The organism is Kitasatospora sp. NPDC093550 (assembly GCF_044764985.1).
Taxonomy (GTDB): Bacteria; Actinomycetota; Actinomycetes; order Streptomycetales; family Streptomycetaceae; genus Kitasatospora.
This window is the reverse complement of sequence record NZ_JBIWJF010000005.1, coordinates 269,083-286,184: the sequence shown is the minus strand read 5'-3', so window position 1 is coordinate 286,184 and position 17,102 is coordinate 269,083. Positions and strand designations below refer to the sequence as shown.

The 17,102-nt window shown below is 72.7% G+C and carries 12 protein-coding genes; 10 read left to right on the top strand and 2 right to left on the bottom strand.

Annotated features, from left to right (window positions below):
• Positions 1 to 96: 96 nt before the first annotated feature.
• The gene (locus ACIRD3_RS10340; RefSeq protein ID WP_402213897.1) at positions 97 to 1,101 is read right to left on the bottom strand and encodes a LacI family DNA-binding transcriptional regulator; all 1,005 of its coding nucleotides are present in this window, start codon (positions 1,099 to 1,101) and stop codon (positions 97 to 99) included.
• Between the two features lie 509 nt (positions 1,102 to 1,610).
• Between ACIRD3_RS10340 and ACIRD3_RS10335 the strand changes: the two genes are divergently transcribed.
• The 6 genes from ACIRD3_RS10335 (at position 1,611) to rbsD (ending at position 10,636) form a co-directional block, all read left to right on the top strand.
• Entirely contained in the window at positions 1,611 to 4,589 is a 2,979-nt protein-coding gene (locus ACIRD3_RS10335; protein WP_402213896.1) for a glycoside hydrolase family 48 protein, read from the top strand.
• A 203-nt stretch (positions 4,590 to 4,792) separates the two neighbouring features.
• Positions 4,793 to 5,809 carry a LacI family DNA-binding transcriptional regulator gene (locus tag ACIRD3_RS10330; protein ID WP_402213894.1) on the top strand — a complete coding sequence of 339 codons (1,017 nt, stop codon included), beginning with the start codon at positions 4,793 to 4,795 and terminating at the stop codon, positions 5,807 to 5,809.
• Positions 5,806 to 7,326, top strand: a complete 1,521-nt coding sequence (locus ACIRD3_RS10325; protein ID WP_402213892.1) for a sugar ABC transporter ATP-binding protein — start codon at positions 5,806 to 5,808, stop codon at positions 7,324 to 7,326. Before ACIRD3_RS10330 ends, ACIRD3_RS10325 begins: the two co-directional genes overlap by 4 nt.
• On the top strand, positions 7,316 to 9,262 hold the full coding sequence (locus tag ACIRD3_RS10320) for a substrate-binding domain-containing protein (RefSeq protein WP_402213891.1): 1,947 nt from the start codon (positions 7,316 to 7,318) through the stop codon (positions 9,260 to 9,262). Before ACIRD3_RS10325 ends, ACIRD3_RS10320 begins: the two co-directional genes overlap by 11 nt.
• 82 nt (positions 9,263 to 9,344) lie before the next feature.
• Positions 9,345 to 10,250: a ribokinase gene (locus tag ACIRD3_RS10315; RefSeq protein ID WP_402213889.1), complete on the top strand. Its 906-nt coding sequence runs from the start codon at positions 9,345 to 9,347 to the stop codon at positions 10,248 to 10,250.
• A complete protein-coding gene (gene rbsD / locus ACIRD3_RS10310) occupies positions 10,247 to 10,636 on the top strand; it encodes a D-ribose pyranase (protein ID WP_402213887.1) in 390 nt (129 codons plus the stop codon). The genes ACIRD3_RS10315 and rbsD overlap by 4 nt, the downstream gene beginning before the upstream one ends.
• Positions 10,637 to 10,652: 16 nt before the next feature.
• Here rbsD and ACIRD3_RS10305 read toward each other — a convergent pair whose 3' ends face one another.
• Positions 10,653 to 13,388, bottom strand: coding sequence for a beta-L-arabinofuranosidase domain-containing protein (locus ACIRD3_RS10305; protein ID WP_402214049.1), 2,736 nt, complete (start codon positions 13,386 to 13,388; stop codon positions 10,653 to 10,655).
• Between the two features lie 320 nt (positions 13,389 to 13,708).
• On the opposite strand from ACIRD3_RS10305, the gene ACIRD3_RS10300 reads away from it, so the two are divergent.
• The 4 genes from ACIRD3_RS10300 (at position 13,709) to ACIRD3_RS10285 (ending at position 16,944) form a co-directional block, all read left to right on the top strand.
• A complete protein-coding gene (locus ACIRD3_RS10300) occupies positions 13,709 to 15,379 on the top strand; it encodes a glycoside hydrolase family 27 protein (protein ID WP_402213885.1) in 1,671 nt (556 codons plus the stop codon).
• A 119-nt stretch (positions 15,380 to 15,498) separates the two neighbouring features.
• The gene (locus ACIRD3_RS10295; RefSeq protein WP_402213884.1) at positions 15,499 to 15,669 is read left to right on the top strand and encodes a hydrophobic protein; all 171 of its coding nucleotides are present in this window, start codon (positions 15,499 to 15,501) and stop codon (positions 15,667 to 15,669) included.
• Between the two features lie 545 nt (positions 15,670 to 16,214).
• Positions 16,215 to 16,412, top strand: a complete 198-nt coding sequence (locus ACIRD3_RS10290; RefSeq protein WP_402213882.1) for a hypothetical protein — start codon at positions 16,215 to 16,217, stop codon at positions 16,410 to 16,412.
• A gap of 37 nt (positions 16,413 to 16,449) precedes the next feature.
• On the top strand, positions 16,450 to 16,944 hold the full coding sequence (locus ACIRD3_RS10285) for a DUF6328 family protein (protein WP_402213880.1): 495 nt from the start codon (positions 16,450 to 16,452) through the stop codon (positions 16,942 to 16,944).
• The last annotated feature ends 158 nt before the right edge of the window (positions 16,945 to 17,102 follow it).

Genomic DNA, 17,102 nt, shown 5'->3' with positions numbered 1-17,102 from the left:
GAGGTCCGCCAAGCCCTCGCGCCGGCCCGCGTGCGTAACGATCGAGTCACCACGCCTGCGGCGACGGGGTGCGCGGCGACCCGGGAAGCGGGGCGGTCAGCCCGAGGCCCGGACGACCAGCCGGGTGGGGAGCACCACCGATTCGCCGCGGGCCGGGTTGCGCAGCAGCAACTCCATGGCGCGGGAGCCGAGTTCCTCCACGGGCTGGCGGACGGTGGTCAGCCCCGGCCGGCACCGCGCCGCGACGGGTGCGTCGTCGAAGCCGATCAGCGCCACGTCCTCCGGGACCCGCAGACCGTGCCGCCGCAAGGTCCTGAGCGCTCCCGCGGCCATCTGGTCGGAGGCGGCGAACACCGCGTTCAGCTCGGGGCGTTGGTCCAGCAGCCACTGCATCGCGTGCTCGCCGGAGGCGCTGGTGAAGTCGCCGTACGCCACGGCGGGCCGCGCCGCGGCCATCGCGGCCACCGCCTGGTGGTACCCGGCCAGCCGGTCCGCGCCGGCGGCGGTGTCCGGCGGGCCGGCGATGGTGGCCACCGCGCGGCGCCCGGACGCGCACAGCCGCCGTACCGCGTCCCTGGCGCCGGCGAGGTTGTCCGCGTCCACGAACGCCACCGTGTCGGGCTCCGGCGGCCGGCCCAGCGACACCACCGGCACCCCGGCCGCGTGCAGCAGCCGGGTGAGCGCGCCGTCCCCCCAGGGGCCGACCAGCAGCACGCCGTCGACGTGGCCACCGCACAGGTAGCGCACGAGCGGCGGCCGCCGCGAGCGCCGGGGCACCGTGAAGACGGCCAACTCCCGCTCGGCGCCCGGCGGGGAGCGCCGCAGCCCGGTCAGCAGCCGTGCCGGGAAGGCGTCCGCGTGGTACTGCAGCGGATCGGTGAAGACCACGACGGCCACCACGCCGGTCTCCCGGGCTCTGGGCGCCCGGCGGCGGACGTACGCCAGCTCGCGCGCCGCCCGTTCCACCCGGGCCGCCAGGTCGGTGGACACCGGGGCGGAACGGTTCAGCACCCGGGAGGCGGTCGCGGTGGAGACGCCGGCGTGACGGGCGACCTCGGTCAGCGTCGGAGCGGTCTCGTCGCCGCGCATGGGCTGGGGCATGGGGCCGTCCAGGATCGGTCCTCGATACGGGAACTACACCCTCGGCCCGGCACCCGCGCCGGGCCACCACCCGTGCCAGCTTGGCCGGTTGAACGATCAGCGTCAAGGGATGCGACACCCCGGGGGAGCGGGGAACCGGGTGGGGGCGCATCGCTGGGAACCGCGGGCCGTCCGGCGCGGAGCCGCGGTGACCCCCCCCGCGGAGCCGTCGGCGCCCCCGCGCTCAGCGAGCCGGGACGCGTGGAACACCGCCACCAGGCGTGGGAGCGCTCCCAGGCGGCGCTTGTAACTTACCCGCCGCCGGGCCGGGCGGCCCACCGCCCCGGGAACCGGCTCCGCGCTGGTCGCGGCCGTGGTCCGGCGCCGGCGGGCCCGCCGGTCGGCACCGCCGGTCCCCGGGGGCGCTTCCCAAGCCGGGCGGGGCGCCCCCACGATCGCACGCAACACCCTCCGTCCGTCACGCCACCCCCCACCCGCGTGGCGGTACCCCACCCACCTGGAGGACGTGCATGCGAAGCAAAGCCCTGCGCGCCAGGGGAAACCGGCTCGCCGTCACCGCGACGGCCACCGCCCTGGCCCTGATCCCGGGTGGCGGCACTCTCGCCCTGCCCGCAGCGGCGGCCACCGGCCTTTCCTGCGGCGTGAGTTACGCCGTCAACGACTGGGGTGGCGGCTTCACGGCCACCATCACCCTCACGGACACCGGCACCACCGCGATCAACGGCTGGACCCTCGGCTACACCTACGCCGGCAACCAGACCCTCCAGAACGGCTGGAACGGCACCTGGAGCCAGAGCGGACGGACCGTCACCGTCACCAACCCCGGCTACGCCGCCACCATCGAGCCCGGGGCCGGCTTCACCACCGGCGCCAACTTCGCCTACAGCGGCGCCAACACCGCCCCCACCGCCTTCACGGTCAACGGCACCCCCTGCCGCGGCGCCGACCGGCCCCCGACCGTCTCGCTCACCTCCCCGGCCGCCGGGCAGACCTTCACCCCCGGCTCCACCGTGCCGGTCTCCGCCGACGCGGCCGACGCCGACGGCACCGTCTCCAAGGTCGACTTCTACGCCTCGACCTCGGCCGGCACCAACACCCTGATCGGCACCGCCACCACCGCGCCCTACACGATCGCCTGGGCGGGCGTGGCGGCGGGCGACTACTCGGTGACCGCGGTCGCCACCGACGACGCCGGCGCCACCACGACCTCCAGCCCGGTCGCGATCAAGGTGGCCGGGCCGAGCGTCCTGGTCAGCCCGGCCTCGCTCGCCGTCCAGCAGGGGGGCACCGGCACCTTCACGGTCGCGCTCTCCCAGGCGCCGACCGCCAACACCTCGGTGACGGTGGCCCGTTCGGGCAACGACCCGGATCTGAGCGTGACCTCCGGTGCCGCCCTCACGTTCACCCCCGCCAACTGGAACGTCCCGCAGACCGTCACCGTCGCGGCCGGCACCGACGCCGCCCAGATCGGCGGCACCGCCACCTTCACCGCCTCGGCGACCGGCTTCGGATCCGGCGCCGTCACGGTGACCGAGGCGGCGAAGACCTCGGGCTACGACCAGTACTTCCTGGACCTCTACAGCAAGATCAAGAACCCGGCGAACGGCTACTTCAGCCCGCAGGGCATCCCGTACCACTCGGTGGAGACCCTGATCGTGGAGGCGCCCGACTACGGCCACGAGACCACCTCCGAGACGTACAGCTACTGGCTCTGGCTGGAGGCCGACTACGGCCGGGTCACCGGGGACTGGACGGGCTTCAACAACGCCTGGACGAACCTGGAGACCCACCTGATCCCCAGTCACGCCCAGCAGCCCGGCCAGAGCACGTACAACCCGTCCAAGCCCGCCACCTACGGCCCCGAGAAGGCCCAGCCCGACCAGTACCCGATCAAGCTGAACGGCAGCGCGCCGGTCGGCACCGATCCGCTCTCCGCCGAGCTGAAGAGCACCTACAACAGCCCGGACGTGTACGCCCCGGCCTGGCTGCTGGACACCGACAACAAGTACGGCTTCGGCCAGTGCGGGGACGGCACCACCAAGCCCAGCCTGATGAACACCTTCCAGCGCGGCCCGGAGGAGTCGGTCTGGGAGACGGTGCCGCAGCCGGACTGCGACGTGTTCACGTACGGCAACAGCGGCTCCGGTTTCCTCAGCCTCTTCAACGACGGCGGCGGCAGCTACAGCAAGCAGTACAAGTACACCGACGCGCCCGACGCCGACGCCCGGCTGGTCCAGGCCGCCTACTGGGCGGAGCAGTTCGCGAAGTCGCAGGGCAAGAGCGCGGCCATCAGCGCGACCCTCGCCAAGGCCGCCAAGCTCGGCGACTACCTGCGCTACTCGCTCTACGACAAGTACTTCAAGCAGGCGGGCAACTGCCTCGGCTCCACCACCTGCCCGGGCGGCACGTCCAAGGAGAACGAGCAACTCGGCCTGCTCACCTGGTACTTCGCCTGGGGCGGCGCGGCCGACGGCGGCTGGTCCTGGCGGATCTCCGGCTCCGCCGCCCACCAGGGCTACCAGAACCCGATGGCCGCCTGGGTCCTCGCCAACGACCCCGGCCTGAAACCGCTCTCGCCGAGCGGGGCCACCGACTGGGCGGGCAGCCTGGACAAGCAGCTCCAGTTCTTCCAGTGGCTGCAGTCCACCGAGGGCGCCATCGCGGGCGGCGCCACCAACAGCTGGGGCGGGAACTACGGCGACGACGCGGCCCCGCCGGCCGGTGACCCGACCTTCTACGGCCTGTACTACGACTGGCGGCCGGAGTACCACGACCCGGCCTCCAACCAGTGGTTCGGGTTCCAGACCTGGTCGATGGAGCGGTTCGCCGAGTACTACTACGCCACCGGCGACACCCGGGCGAAGGCCATCCTCGACAAGTGGGTCCCCTGGGCGATGTCCGTGTCCAGGGCGGACCCCGCCACCGGCACCCTGACCACCCCCGACCAGCTGACCTGGACGGGGGCGCCCGACACCTGGAACGCCACCAACCCGGGCGGCAACGCGGGCCTGCACGTCACCGCGAGCGGCAGCGCCACCGACGTCGGCGTGGCGGGATCGCTCGCCAAGACCCTCGCGTACTACGCGGCCAAGTCGGGCAGCACCACCGCCCGGACGTTCGCCCAGTCCCTCCTGGACACCCTGCACGCCAAGTACACCGACGGCCTGGGCTACTCGGCCGCCGAGACCCGCGCCGACTACAGCCGCTTCACCCAGCCGTACTCGGCGACCACCCACGCGGGCCTGTACGTCCCGCCCGGCTGGACCGGCACCTACCCGGACGGCACGAAGATCAGCTCGGCGAGCAACACCTTCCTGTCGATCCGCCCCTGGTACACCAAGGACCCGCAGTGGTCCAAGGTGCAGAGCTACCTCGACGGCGGCGCCGCCCCGACCTTCAGCTACCACCGGTTCTGGGCCGAGGCGGACATCGCGACCGCCTTCGACACCTTCGCCCAGCTGTTCCCGACGGTGAACCCGGGCGGCTGACCGGGCCGTCCCGGCCCCGGCTCCCGGTCCGACCCCCGCTCCGCGCACCCACGCGGAGCGGGGGTCGGACCGCTTCCGCGGGCTCCGCGCCGATCACAATCAGGTTTCAGCCACCCCCGCAAGGCTTGCACCGAAGCCATGTAATCGATTCCAATCGTGGCAACACGTCGATGTAATCGATTCCACGAGGAGGTGGGGCGGCTGTGGCGAGTATCAAGGACGTCGCCGCGGAGGCAGGCGTGTCCGTCGCGACCGTCTCGCGTGTCCTGAACGAGCACCCTTCGGTGAGCGAGGACGCGCGGGCGCGGGTGCTGGCGGCCGTCGCGTCGCTCGGGTACCGGCCCAACGCCGTGGCGCGGTCGCTGCGCACCGATCAGACCCGCACCCTGGGCCTCGTGATCAGCGACGTGCTGAACCCGTACTTCACCGAGCTCGCACGGGCCGTGGAGGAGGAGGCGCGGGCGCTGGGGTACAGCGTGATCATCGGGAACGCCGACGAGCGGCCGGACCTGCAGGACCACCACGTCCGCACGCTGCTGGACCGCCGCATCGACGGGCTGCTGGTCTCGCCCACCGACGGCGGGTCGCCGCTCATGCTGGACGCCGCCCGGGCCGGGACACCGATGGTCTTCGTGGACCGGTGGATCCCCGGCGTCGACGTGCCCGTGGTGCGGGCGGACGGGCGGGGTGCCGTCCGGGACCTCGTCGCGCACCTGCACCGGCTGGGGCACCGGCGGCTGGCGATCATCGCCGGGCCGGCGGCCACCACGACCGGGCGGGAGCGCGTGGAGGCGTTCCGCGAGGCGCTGGAGGAGTGCGGCCTCGACCTGCCGGACCGGTACATCGGCCACGGTGACTTCCAGGCCGCCAGCGGCCGGCGGGCGACCGAGCGGTTCCTCGACCTCGCCGAGCCCCCGCAGGTCGTGTTCGCGGCGGACAACCTGATGGCGCTGGGCGCCCTGGACGCGGTCCGCGCCCGTGGTCTTCGGGTGCCGGACGACATCGCGCTCGCCGCGTTCGACGACATCCGCTGGTTCGTGCACACGGACCCGCCGATCACCGCGATCGCCCAGCCCACGGACGAGCTGGGCCGGGCCGCCGTGCGCGCGCTCGTGGACCGCATCGAGGGCCGGGCGGCGCGATCCGTGACGCTCCCCGCCCGTCTCGTCGTTCGCCGCTCGTGCGGCGAGAACCCCGCAACGAACAGGAGCCAGTCGTGAGCGACGCGGACGAGTTGCTGCGCATCGAGGGCGTACGGAAGACCTTCCCCGGGGTGGTCGCGCTGGACCGCGTCGACTTCGACCTGCGGCGGGGCGAGGTCCATGTGCTGCTCGGCGAGAACGGCGCGGGAAAGAGCACCCTGATCAAGGTGCTCTCCGGTGCGCACACACCCGACGAGGGCCGCGTCCTGGTCGGTGGTGAGGAGGTCCGCATCCACGGCGCGCAGGACTCCGAGCGGCTCGGGATCGCCACCATCTACCAGGAGTTCAACCTCGTCCCGGACCTGACGGTCGCCGAGAACATCTTCCTGGGGCGCCAGCCGCGCCGGTTCGGGATGATCGACCGGAAGCGGATGGAGGCGGACGCCGCGGAGCTCCTGGAGCGCGTCGGCGTCAGCGTGTCGCCGCGGGCGCGGGTGCGTGAACTGGGCATCGCGCGCCTGCAGATGGTCGAGATCGCGAAGGCGCTGAGCCTGGACGCGCGGGTCCTGATCATGGACGAGCCGACGGCCGTGCTGACCTCCGAGGAGGTCGAGAGGCTGTTCGTGATCGTGCGCAGGCTGCGCGAGGACGGCGTCGGGATCGTCTTCATCACCCACCACCTGGAGGAGATCGCCGCCCTCGGGGACCGGGTGACGGTCATCCGGGACGGCAGGTCGGTCGGACAGGTGCCCGCCGCCACGCCGGAGGAGGAGCTCGTCCGGCTGATGGTGGGCCGGTCCATCGAGCAGCAGTACCCGCGCGAGCGGGCCGTCCCGGGCACCGCGCTGCTGTCCGTGGAGGGGCTGTCCCGGGACGGTGTCTTCCACGACGTCGGCTTCGAGGTGCGGGCCGGCGAGGTCGTCGGCGTCGCGGGGCTGGTCGGGGCGGGCCGGACGGAGGTGGTCCGGGCCGTCTTCGGGGCCGACCCGTACGACCGCGGTACGGTCCGCGTCTCCGGGGCCGCCCTGAAGCGGCACGACATCGGCGCCGCCATGAGCGCGGGGATCGGTCTGGTGCCCGAGGACCGCAAGGGTCAGGGGCTGGTGCTGGACCAGTCGGTGGAGGAGAACCTCGGACTCGTCACCCTCAGGTCCGCCACCCGGGCCGGGATCGTCGACCTCGGGGGGCAGCGCGACGCCGCCGCGCGGATCGCCGGGCGACTCGGCGTCCGGATGGCCGGGCTCGGCCAGCGGGTGCGCACGCTGTCCGGCGGCAACCAGCAGAAGGTCGTCATCGGCAAGTGGCTCCTGGCCGACACCAAGGTGCTGATCCTCGACGAGCCCACCCGCGGCATCGACGTCGGCGCCAAGGTCGAGATCTACCAGCTCATCAACGAACTGACGGCCGCCGGGGCCGCCGTCCTGATGATCTCCAGCGATCTGCCCGAGGTGCTCGGGATGAGCGACCGGGTGCTGGTGATGGCCCAGGGCCGGATCGCGGGCGAGTTGTCCGCCGAGGAGGCCACGCAGGACGCGGTCATGTCGCTGGCCGTGAGCAACCCCACTACCGAACTGGAGGCCCCCCGTGGCCGCTGAAACGCTCAAGAGCGGTACGGGCGCCGGTGGCGCCGCGGCGTTGCGCCGTCTGCTGCTCGACAACGGCGCGCTGACCGCGCTGATCGTCCTCGTCATCGCCATGTCGGCGCTGTCGGGAGACTTCCTCACCACCGACAACCTGCTCAACGTCGGCGTCCAGGCGGCCGTGACCGCCGTCCTCGCCTTCGGCGTCACCTTCGTGATCGTCTCGGCGGGCATCGACCTGTCGGTCGGTTCGGTGGCCGCGCTGTCGGCGACCGTGCTGGCGTGGAGCGCCACCTCGCACGGGGTGCCGGTGGTCCTCGCGGTGCTGCTGGCGCTGGCGACGGGTGTGGTCGCCGGCCTGGTGAACGGCTTCCTGATCGCCTACGGCAAGCTGCCGCCGTTCATCGCGACCCTCGCGATGCTGTCGGTGGGGCGCGGCCTGGCGCTGGTGATCTCGGACGGGTCGCCGATCGCGTTCCCGGCCTCGGTCTCCCACCTGGGGGACACGCTCGGCGGATGGCTGCCGGTGCCGGTGCTCGTCATGGTGGCCATGGGGCTGATCACGGCGTTCGTCCTCGGCCGGACGTACATCGGCCGTTCGATGTACGCCATCGGCGGCAACGAGGAGGCGGCCCGGCTCTCGGGTCTGCGGGTGCCCCGGCAGAAGCTCGCGATCTACGCGCTGTCCGGTGTGTTCGCCGCGGTCGCCGGTGTCGTCCTGGCCTCCCGGCTCTCCTCCGCGCAGCCGCAGGCCGCCACCGGGTACGAGCTGGACGCCATCGCCTCCGTCGTCATCGGCGGCGCCTCCCTCGCCGGGGGTACGGGCAAGGCGTCGGGGACGCTGATCGGCGCGCTCATCCTCGCGGTGCTGCGCAACGGGCTGAACCTGCTGAACGTCTCCGCGTTCTGGCAGCAGGTCGTCATCGGTGTCGTCATCGCGCTGGCGGTGCTGCTCGACACGGTGCGGCGCAAGGCCGGGGCCGCTCCCACGGGCATCGGGGCGCCCGGCGGCGGACGGGGCAAGCAGGCCGCCACGTACGGGATCGCGGCCGTCGTCGCGGTGGCGGTCGTGGGGGCGACCTCCTTCCTGCACGGCGATCCGACGTCCGGTCCGCAGAAGATCGGCCTCTCGCTCTCCACGCTCAACAACCCGTTCTTCGTGCAGATCCGGTCGGGTGCGCAGGCCGAGGCGAAGCTGCTGGGGGTGGACCTGACGGTCACCGACGCGCAGAACGACGCCTCGCAGCAGGCCAACCAGCTGCAGAACTTCACCAGTTCGGGGCTCGCGGCGATCGTCGTCAACCCGGTGGACTCCGACGCGGCGAGCAACTCCGTGCAGGCCGCGGACAAGGCGGGGATCCCGGTCATCGCCGTCGACCGCGGCGTCAACAAGGCCCAGGTGAACGCCCTGGTCGCCTCCGACAACGTCGCCGGCGGCGAGCAGGCGGCGAAGTCCCTCGCCGAGAGGCTCGGCGGCACCGGGAAGGTCGTGATCCTCCAGGGGCTGGCCGGTACCTCCGCCGCGCGCGAGCGGGCCGAGGGCTTCGCCAAGGGTCTGGAGGCGTACCCGGGGATCGAGGTGGTCGCGCAGCAGCCGGCCGACTTCGACCGGACCAAGGGTCTCGACGTCATGTCGAACCTGCTCCAGGCGCACCCGGACGTCCAGGGGGTCATCGCCGCGAACGACGAGATGGCGCTCGGCGCGGTGAAGGCGCTCGGGTCCAAGGCCGGGGACTCCGTGCAGGTCGTCGGCTTCGACGGGACCCCCGACGGACTGACGGCGGTCGCGCAGGGGACGCTGTACGCGTCCGTGGCCCAGCAGCCGTCGCAGCTCGGGAAGATCGCCGTGGACAACGCGGTCAAGGCGATCAAGGGGGAGAAGGTCGAGGAGACCGTCAAGGTGCCGGTGAAGGTGGTCACGAAGGAGACCGTGGCCGGGTTCAGCGGCTGAGACGGGGACAGGGGCGGCCGGAGTGCCCGCGGAAGCGGGGCTCCGGCTCGCCCCGTTCCGGATTTCGTGATTGGGGAGTTTCATGTACGACTACGACCTGTTGGTCGTCGGGTCGGCCAACGTCGACCTCGTGATCGGTGTCGAGCGCAGGCCCGGGCCCGGGGAGACGGTGCTCGGGTCGGACCTCGCCGTCCACCCCGGCGGCAAGGGGGCCAACCAGGCGGTCGCCGCCGCGCGGCTCGGGGCGCGCACGGCGCTGCTCGCACGGGTCGGGGACGACGCGAACGGGCGGCTGCTGCTGGAGTCGCAGCGGAACGCGGGGGTCGACACGGGGGGCGTCCTGGTGGGCGGGGCCCCGACCGGCGTCGCGCTGATCACCGTCGACCCGTCGGGGGACAACAGCATCGTGGTGTCGCCCGGCGCGAACGGGCGGCTCACGCCGGAGGACGTCCGGGCCGCCGGGCCGCTGTTCCAGGCCTCGCGGGTGGTCTCGGCGCAGCTGGAGATCCCGTTGGAGTCGGTCGTGGAGGTCGTGCGCCGGCTGCCGTCCGGCACGAGGTTCGTGTTGAACCCCTCTCCGCCGCGGCCGCTGCCGGCCGAGGTGCTGGCGGCCTGCGACCCGCTGATCGTCAACGAGCACGAGGCCCGGGTGATCCTGGGCGGCGGGACCATCGGCGACGATCCCGCCGCGTGGGCCGGGGAGTTGCTCGCGAGCGGGCCCGCGTCGGTCGTGGTGACGCTCGGTTCGGAGGGCGCGCTGGTCGCCTCCGCGGGGGAGGAGGCCGTGCGGGTCGCGCCGGTGAAGGTCGACGCCGTCGACACGACGGGTGCCGGCGATTCCTTCACGGCCGCCCTGGCCTGGAAGCTGGGCGCGGGGGCCCCGCTCGTGGAGGCCGCCGGGTACGCCGCCCGGGTGGGCGCCGTCGCCGTGACGCGGCGGGGGGCCCAGGAGTCCTTCCCCACCGCCGAGGAGGTCGGGGCGCTGTGAGGAAGGGCGGGATCCTGAACCGCCATCTCGCCGGAGCCATCGCCGAGTTGGGGCACGGTGACGGGGTGCTGGTGTGTGACGCGGGGATGCCGGTGCCGGACGGGCCCCGGGTGGTCGACCTCGCCTTCCGGGCGGGGATCCCGTCGTTCGAGGACGTCCTGGCGGGGCTCCTCGACGAGTTGGTGATCGAGGGGGCGATCGCCGCGCAGGAGGTACGGGAGGCGAACCCCGCCGCGGACGGGCTGCTGACCCGATCCTTCGCCGAACTGGCGTACGTGCCGCACGACACGCTGAAGGAACTGAGCGCGGGGGTGCGCCTGGTGGTGCGGACCGGGGAAGCCCGGCCGTACGCGAACGTGCTGCTGCGGTGCGGCGTGTTCTTCTGACGGGTCGTTCGCCGGATCAGACGAACCTCCACAGGTGGTCGCCGGTGCCGTCGTCGTCCCGGAGCACGGCCTGCGCTCCCGAGGCGGTGGAGGCACCGGAGATGCCGAGGACGCGGCCGCCGGCGGCGCACTGGATCCGGAAGGTGTCGCCACCGCCGTGGCGCAGGCGCCACCGGTGGTCGGCACCGCCGTCGTCGGTCCACTGGACGACCCGGGTGCCGTCGGCGGTGCCGCCGTTCTCCGTGGCGAGGACCTTGCCGCTGTTGGAGTTGCGCAGGCGCAGGTGGCCGTCAGTGTCGAGGACGGCCGTCCAGAGGTGGTCGGCGGTGCCGTTGTCGTCCCACTGGATGGCGAGGCCGCCGTCGGCGGTGGACATGTTCCGGATGCCGAGGACCCGCCCGCTGGCGACGTTCTGGATCCGCCTGGCACCGACGGGGGCGAACTGCCACTGGCCGGCGGCGGCACCGTCGTCGGGCAGCTGGACGGCCGCGGCGCCCTGGGCGGTGGAGCCGCCGGCGACGCCGAGCAGCTTGCCGCTGTGGACGTTCCGGAGCTTGTGGTAGCCGTTGCCGGTGTCGACGACGGTCCAGAGGTGGTCGGCGGTGCCGTTGTCGGCCCACTGGAGGATCGGGGCGTCGTCGGCGGTGGACATGTCCCGGATGCCGAGGACCTTGCCGCTGTTGACGTTGCGCAGCCGCAGCGCGGTGCCGTCGACGACGAGGACCCAGTCATGGTCGGCGGTGCCGGTGTCGGGCCACTGCAGGGCGGTGCCGCCGTCGGCCGTGGACATGTCCCGGATGCCGAGGACGAGTCCGCTGGCCGCGTTGACCAGACGGAAACCCGCGCTGTCGGTCCGCCAGTAGACGGCGTAGTTGAAGCCCTGGGCGTCGTGGAACGGGCCGAGGCCGACCGTCGCCCCGTCGGCGGTGGCCGTGAAGGCGAGGGCGGTGCCGCTGGTCCTGGTGACGGTGGCGGCGTCCAGCGCCGGGAGGGCGGACAGTGCGGTGCTGCCGTAGTCGCCGGCCAGGACGACGGGGCCGTAGGTGATCGCCGCGACACCGGGGCGGTCGTTGGCGGCCCGGAGGGCCACCCGCATGGGGAGCTTCACGGTGACGGTGTCGCCGGAGACCCAGGACCGGGTGAGGGTGGCGTACGTGCCCGGGGCGGCCGCGACGTCCTGGGCGACGCCGTTGACGCTGAGGACGGCGCCCGAGGTCCAGCCGGGGATGCGGACGCGCAGGGACCACGTCCCGCCGACGCTGCCGGTGACCTTGAGCGTCGTGGTGTCCTCGGCCGGGTACGCGGTGGTCTGGGTGACCGTGATGCCCCGCTGGGTCCAGTCCAGGACGGACGGGAGGAACAGGTTCACCGTGAGGGTGGTGCCGTCGTGGAAGTAGACGGAGTCCATCAGCTTGGTGTTGGACTCGATGCCCGTTCCCTGGCAGCACCAGAACGAGCCGTAGTCGGTGCTCCAGGTGCCGCCGCCCCAGGCCGGACCCCTGCCCCGCCGGCCGCCCGGGCGGAGGGGGGTGAAGTAGGTGATGTGGCCGTGCGGGTCGGCCGGGTTCTGGGCGCCGATGACGTGGTTGAACAGTGCCTTCTCGTAGAAGTCGAAGTAGGCGGCGCGGTCCGGGCTCAGCTGCCAGAGCTCCCGGGTCAGCTTGAGCATGTTGTAGGAGTTGCAGAGCTCGCAGGTGTCGTCGGTGAGGTAGCCGGAGATGGCGTTCGCGGCGCGAAAGTGCTCGGCCTGGCTGTTGCCGCCGATGGCGTAGGTGTGCGAGCCGGTGGTGATCGCCCAGGCGTTCGCGGCGATGTCGCGGTAGCGGGTCGTCCCGGTGGCCTTGTACGCGCGGACGGCTCCGATCCACTTGGGCACCTGCGTGTTGGCGTGCAAGCCGTCGAGCCGGTCCAGGTTCGCGGCGAGCGGGTCGAGGACCGCGGCGTGGTCGAACCGCTGCGCGGTGGTCAACCAGCGGGTGTCACCGGTCTGTTGGTACAGATCGGCCAGCACCTCGGCCATGCCGCCGAACTCGGTGCCCAGGACCCGCTGCATCGTGTCGTAGCCGAGCACGGCGGTGCGGCCGTCGACCCAGCCGGCGAGCCCGAGGAGCACGTCGCGGGCCTGGGTGTTGCCGAGGAGGCGCCACACGTCGAGCAGACCGGCCATGGTCTTGTGGACGCAGTAGTACGGGACGTTGCCGTTGTTGAGCGTGCCCGCTTCGAGCTTGGCGAAGTCCGCCTCGGGGAAGCCCGACAGGTAGCCGGCGGAGAAGCCCGCGGCGGTGTTGTTGGCCTGGCACTTGGCGAGTTCGGCCACCATCCGGTCGGCCTTGTCGCGGCAGGTGGTGTCCCCGAGCGCGGCGGCGGCCTGGGCCCACGCCGAGAGGAAGTGGCCCTGTACGTGGGTGCGGAAGGGGAATCCAGGGTCGTCCCAACCCCCGTTCGTGGCAGCGGCGTTGGTGGACAGTCGATGATTGGCGCGGAAGTTGTACAGCAGGCGGTCGACATCGACGAAGCGGAGGTAGGCCAGGGTGCGGTTCTGGTTGTCGAGCCACCGGCTGTCGGTGAGCCGGACCTGACCCAGTTCGAACGGGACCGTCGACACACCGACGTCGGACCTGGCCGGCGGCGTCTGCGCCGTGGCCGTGGCCGCGGCCGTGGCGGGGCCGAGGACGGGGCCGGTGGCTGCGGCCACGGCCGCGACGCCGGTCGCCTTGAACGCGGCACGGCGACTGAAGGGGCGGGGCGGCATGGCGAACTCCACGGTGGTGTCGGGGAAGAGAGCGGGGGAGTGCGGCGGCCGGGGCGCGGCGCCCGCCTGTTTCAAGAGTGTTAACGCTCACATAAGGCGTGTCAATCCTCTCGACGGTCAACGCCGTAACGGAATCGCCGCTTGAGGAGGAACGCACCGATACGCGCATTGTCGCGCGAGGGGTTGACTCTGCGAGCAGCGCCCTGGAAGCTCCCACTGGCCATAGGTGTCAGGGACATTCACCGTGGCGATCGCGTCTCGCGATGGTTTGTTAACGCTCACAATCACACTCCCCATCACTCCGTCAGGAGGCCACCCCCATGCTCCACGCGAACCCGCGCGTCCCCCGCTCACCGGCGCGCACCCGGCTGCGCAGGGCGCTCGCCCCCGTACTCTCCGCGTTACTCCTGTCCTTGGCGATCCCGCTGCTCTCCCTGGCCGCGGCCCCGCCGGCCGCGGCCCAGGGCAACGGCTTGGCGGCGACGCCGCCGATGGGCTTCAACGACTGGAACGCCTACGGCTGCAACGTCTCCGAGTCGTTGATCAAGAGCACGGCGCTGGCCATGCACGACAACGGCATGCAGAGCGCCGGGTACGAGTACGTCAACATCGACGACTGCTGGATGACCCACACCCGGGGCTCCGACGGGCGCCTGGTACCCGATCCGACCAAGTTCCCGGACGGCATCAAGGGCACCGCCGACTACGTCCACTCGCTGGGGTTGAAGCTGGGCATCTACGAGGACGCCGGTCTGCAGACCTGCGCCGGCTTCCCCGGCAGCCTGGGCCACGAGACCACGGACGCGCAGACCTTCGCCGCCTGGGGCGTGGACTACCTCAAGTACGACAACTGCTACGCGGGGCCGGGCTGTTGGCAGAACACCTGCCCCAACGGCACCAAGGCGCCCGCGCAGACCCGGTACGCCGCCATGCGCGACGCCCTGGCCGCGACCGGGCGGCCCATCCTGTTCAGCCTGTGCAACTGGGGCGAGGACCAGGTGTGGACCTGGGGCGCCGGCGTCGGCAACAGCTGGCGCACCACCGGCGACATCAACCCCGGCTTCTCCAGCATGCTGTCGATCTTCCACAGCAACGTGAACCTGGCCGCCTACGCCGGGCCCGGTCACTGGAACGACCCGGACATGCTGGAGGTCGGCAACAGCCCGCTCACCGACACCGAGGCCCGCTCGGAGTTCAGCCTCTGGGCGGAGATGGCGGCTCCGCTGATCGCCGGCACCACCATCACCTCGGCCACCCCGGCGACCCTGGCCACCCTCACCAACGCCCGGGTCATCGCGGTGGACCAGGACCCGCTCGGCAAGCAGGGCACCCTGGTGTCCTCCGTCGGCGGCCTGGACGTGCTGGCCAAGCCGCTGGCGAACGGCGACGTCTCGGTGGCCCTGTTCAACGAGACCGGATCGACCGCGACCATCAGCACCACCGCCGCCGCGATCGGGAAGACCGGCGCCTCCGGCTACACCCTCACCGACCTGTGGTCCGGCGCGACGTCGACCACCACCGGTGCCATCAGCGCCTCGGTCCCGGCGCACGGCACCACGATGTTCCGCGTCGCGGGCGGCACCGGCGGCGGAACGAACCAGACCGGCCCGGTGCGCGCCGTCGGCGCGGGCAAGTGCCTGGACGTGCCGAACTCGACCACCACCCCGGGCACCCAGGTGATCACCTGGGACTGCAACGGCCAGCCGAACCAGACCTGGACCCGCACCTCCTCCGGCCAACTGACCGTCCTCACGGGCGGCACCCCGATGTGCCTGGACGCGTACGGGAGTCGGACCGCGCCCGGCACCAAGGTCGAGATCTGGACCTGCAACGGCCAGCCGAACCAGCAGTGGAAGGTCAACACCGACGGCACCATCACCAGTGCCCAGTCCGGACTCTGCCTCGACGTCACCGCCGCGTCCACCGCCAACGGCGCCCTGGTCGACCTGTGGACCTGCAACGGCCAGTCCAACCAGCAGTGGGCCGTCTGAGCGGTGCCGCGGCCTTCCGTCGGTCGGTCGTCCCCGCCTCGTGACCCGTGCATGGGGAGCGGGGTGCGGGGCAGACGAGTCCGCGTCCAGACGTTCGACCGACCCTGGAGGTGCTGACGATGGTTCCCCTTCTGCTGGTGCTGCTGCTCGCCCTGATCCTGTTCGGCGCGGGTTTCGTGCTCAAGGCGCTGTGGTGGGTGGCGGTCGTGGTGCTGGTGGTCTGGCTGCTCGGGTTCGTCGCGCGTGGTACCAGCAGCTCGGGCGGCCGTGGCCGCTGGTACCGCTGGTGACGCCCGGCCGCCCGTCCGGACCGGCGGCCGGTACCTGACGACCGCACGTCCGCACTGCCTCCGACCGGCCGTCCGGCCGGTAGGAGGCGCCTGCCGCGGCCCTGTCGGGCCCGAACCGAACTGGAGGAGACCGTGACCGCTGTCCTCTCGCTCTCGGCACGTTCCGAGGGCATGCCGCTGCTCGCGGTTCTCGCCGCCGTGGCGGTGGGCGCACTGCTGATCGGCGCGTTCGCGTGGGGCGCCCGCCGGGTCGGCCGCCGCAAACCCCCCGTCCCGCCCCACGGTGCCGCAGGTGCCCGGGCCGGGTCGTGGCGCACACCGCCGGACGAGGCCGAGGGTTCGCCGCCACCGGGGCGGGGAGAGGGGCGCGGAGGCACATGACCCGGCCGGCGGCGCGTCCGTACCCGGCGGCGCCTGCCGGCCGGCGCCGGGCGGACGACGTGGCCCACGCCCGAGCGGGCGGCCCCCGGAGAGGTGCCGGACGTCGCCGACCCGGACGGCGCCCCCCGGTGGCGGCCCGCCCGCCGGGCACCGATGGTCGAGCCGTGGGAAAGAAGAAGTGGGCCGCGGCCGTCGTGCACTGCCTGCCCGGCGCGGTGCCGGGCACGGCTGCCGTGCACGTCAGCGGGCAGGTACGGCTGAGCGGCCGCTGGGTGAGGATCCGCCCCGCCGAGGGTGACGAAACGTGGATCTCCGCGGCCGCCGTCCAGCGCATCGTCTGGAACGCCGCAACGCCGGACTGAAACCCGCGAGGGCGACACCGCCGGACAGGAGGAGGACGTGCCACAGGGTGCATCCGGTCGCGACGAGACGGCCGAAGAGAGGGCGGACCGGCTCTGGGACGAGATGCTGCAAGAGGTCCGGGTCTGCCAGACGGGTGCCCAGATCCTCTTCGGGTTCCTCATCTCGGTGGTCTTCACTCCCCGGTTCGCCGCGCTGCCCGCCTTCGACCGCCACCTCTACGTCACGACCGTGATGCTCGGAGCGGCCGCCACCGCCGCCCTCGTCGCCCCGGCAGCCTTCCACCGGGTCCTCGCCGGCCGGGGAATGAAACCCGAACTCGTCCGCGCCGCCGGGCACCTGATCACCACCGGCCTGGCCCTGCTCGCCCTGACCATCACCAGCGCCCTCCTGCTCCTGCTCCGCACCGCCCTGCACGCCTCCGCCACGGCATGGGTCCTGAGCGGTGCGGCCCTGCTGGGGTTCGCCACCTGCTGGCTCGCCCTGCCCTACCTGGTTCTGCGACGGGATCAACCCGTCGGCAGGAGGAAGTGACCGCCGCCGTTCCCGGCTGCCCGCTCCACCACGCAGTGGGGCGCCCCCCGGGGCCCCCCCGGGGGGGCGGGGGGGGCGCCCGGGCGCGGGCGGGAACCCTCGCAAAAGCAGGGGGGAAAACGGCAGCCACGTGTGTTAACCGCGGGGGGGCGCAGGCC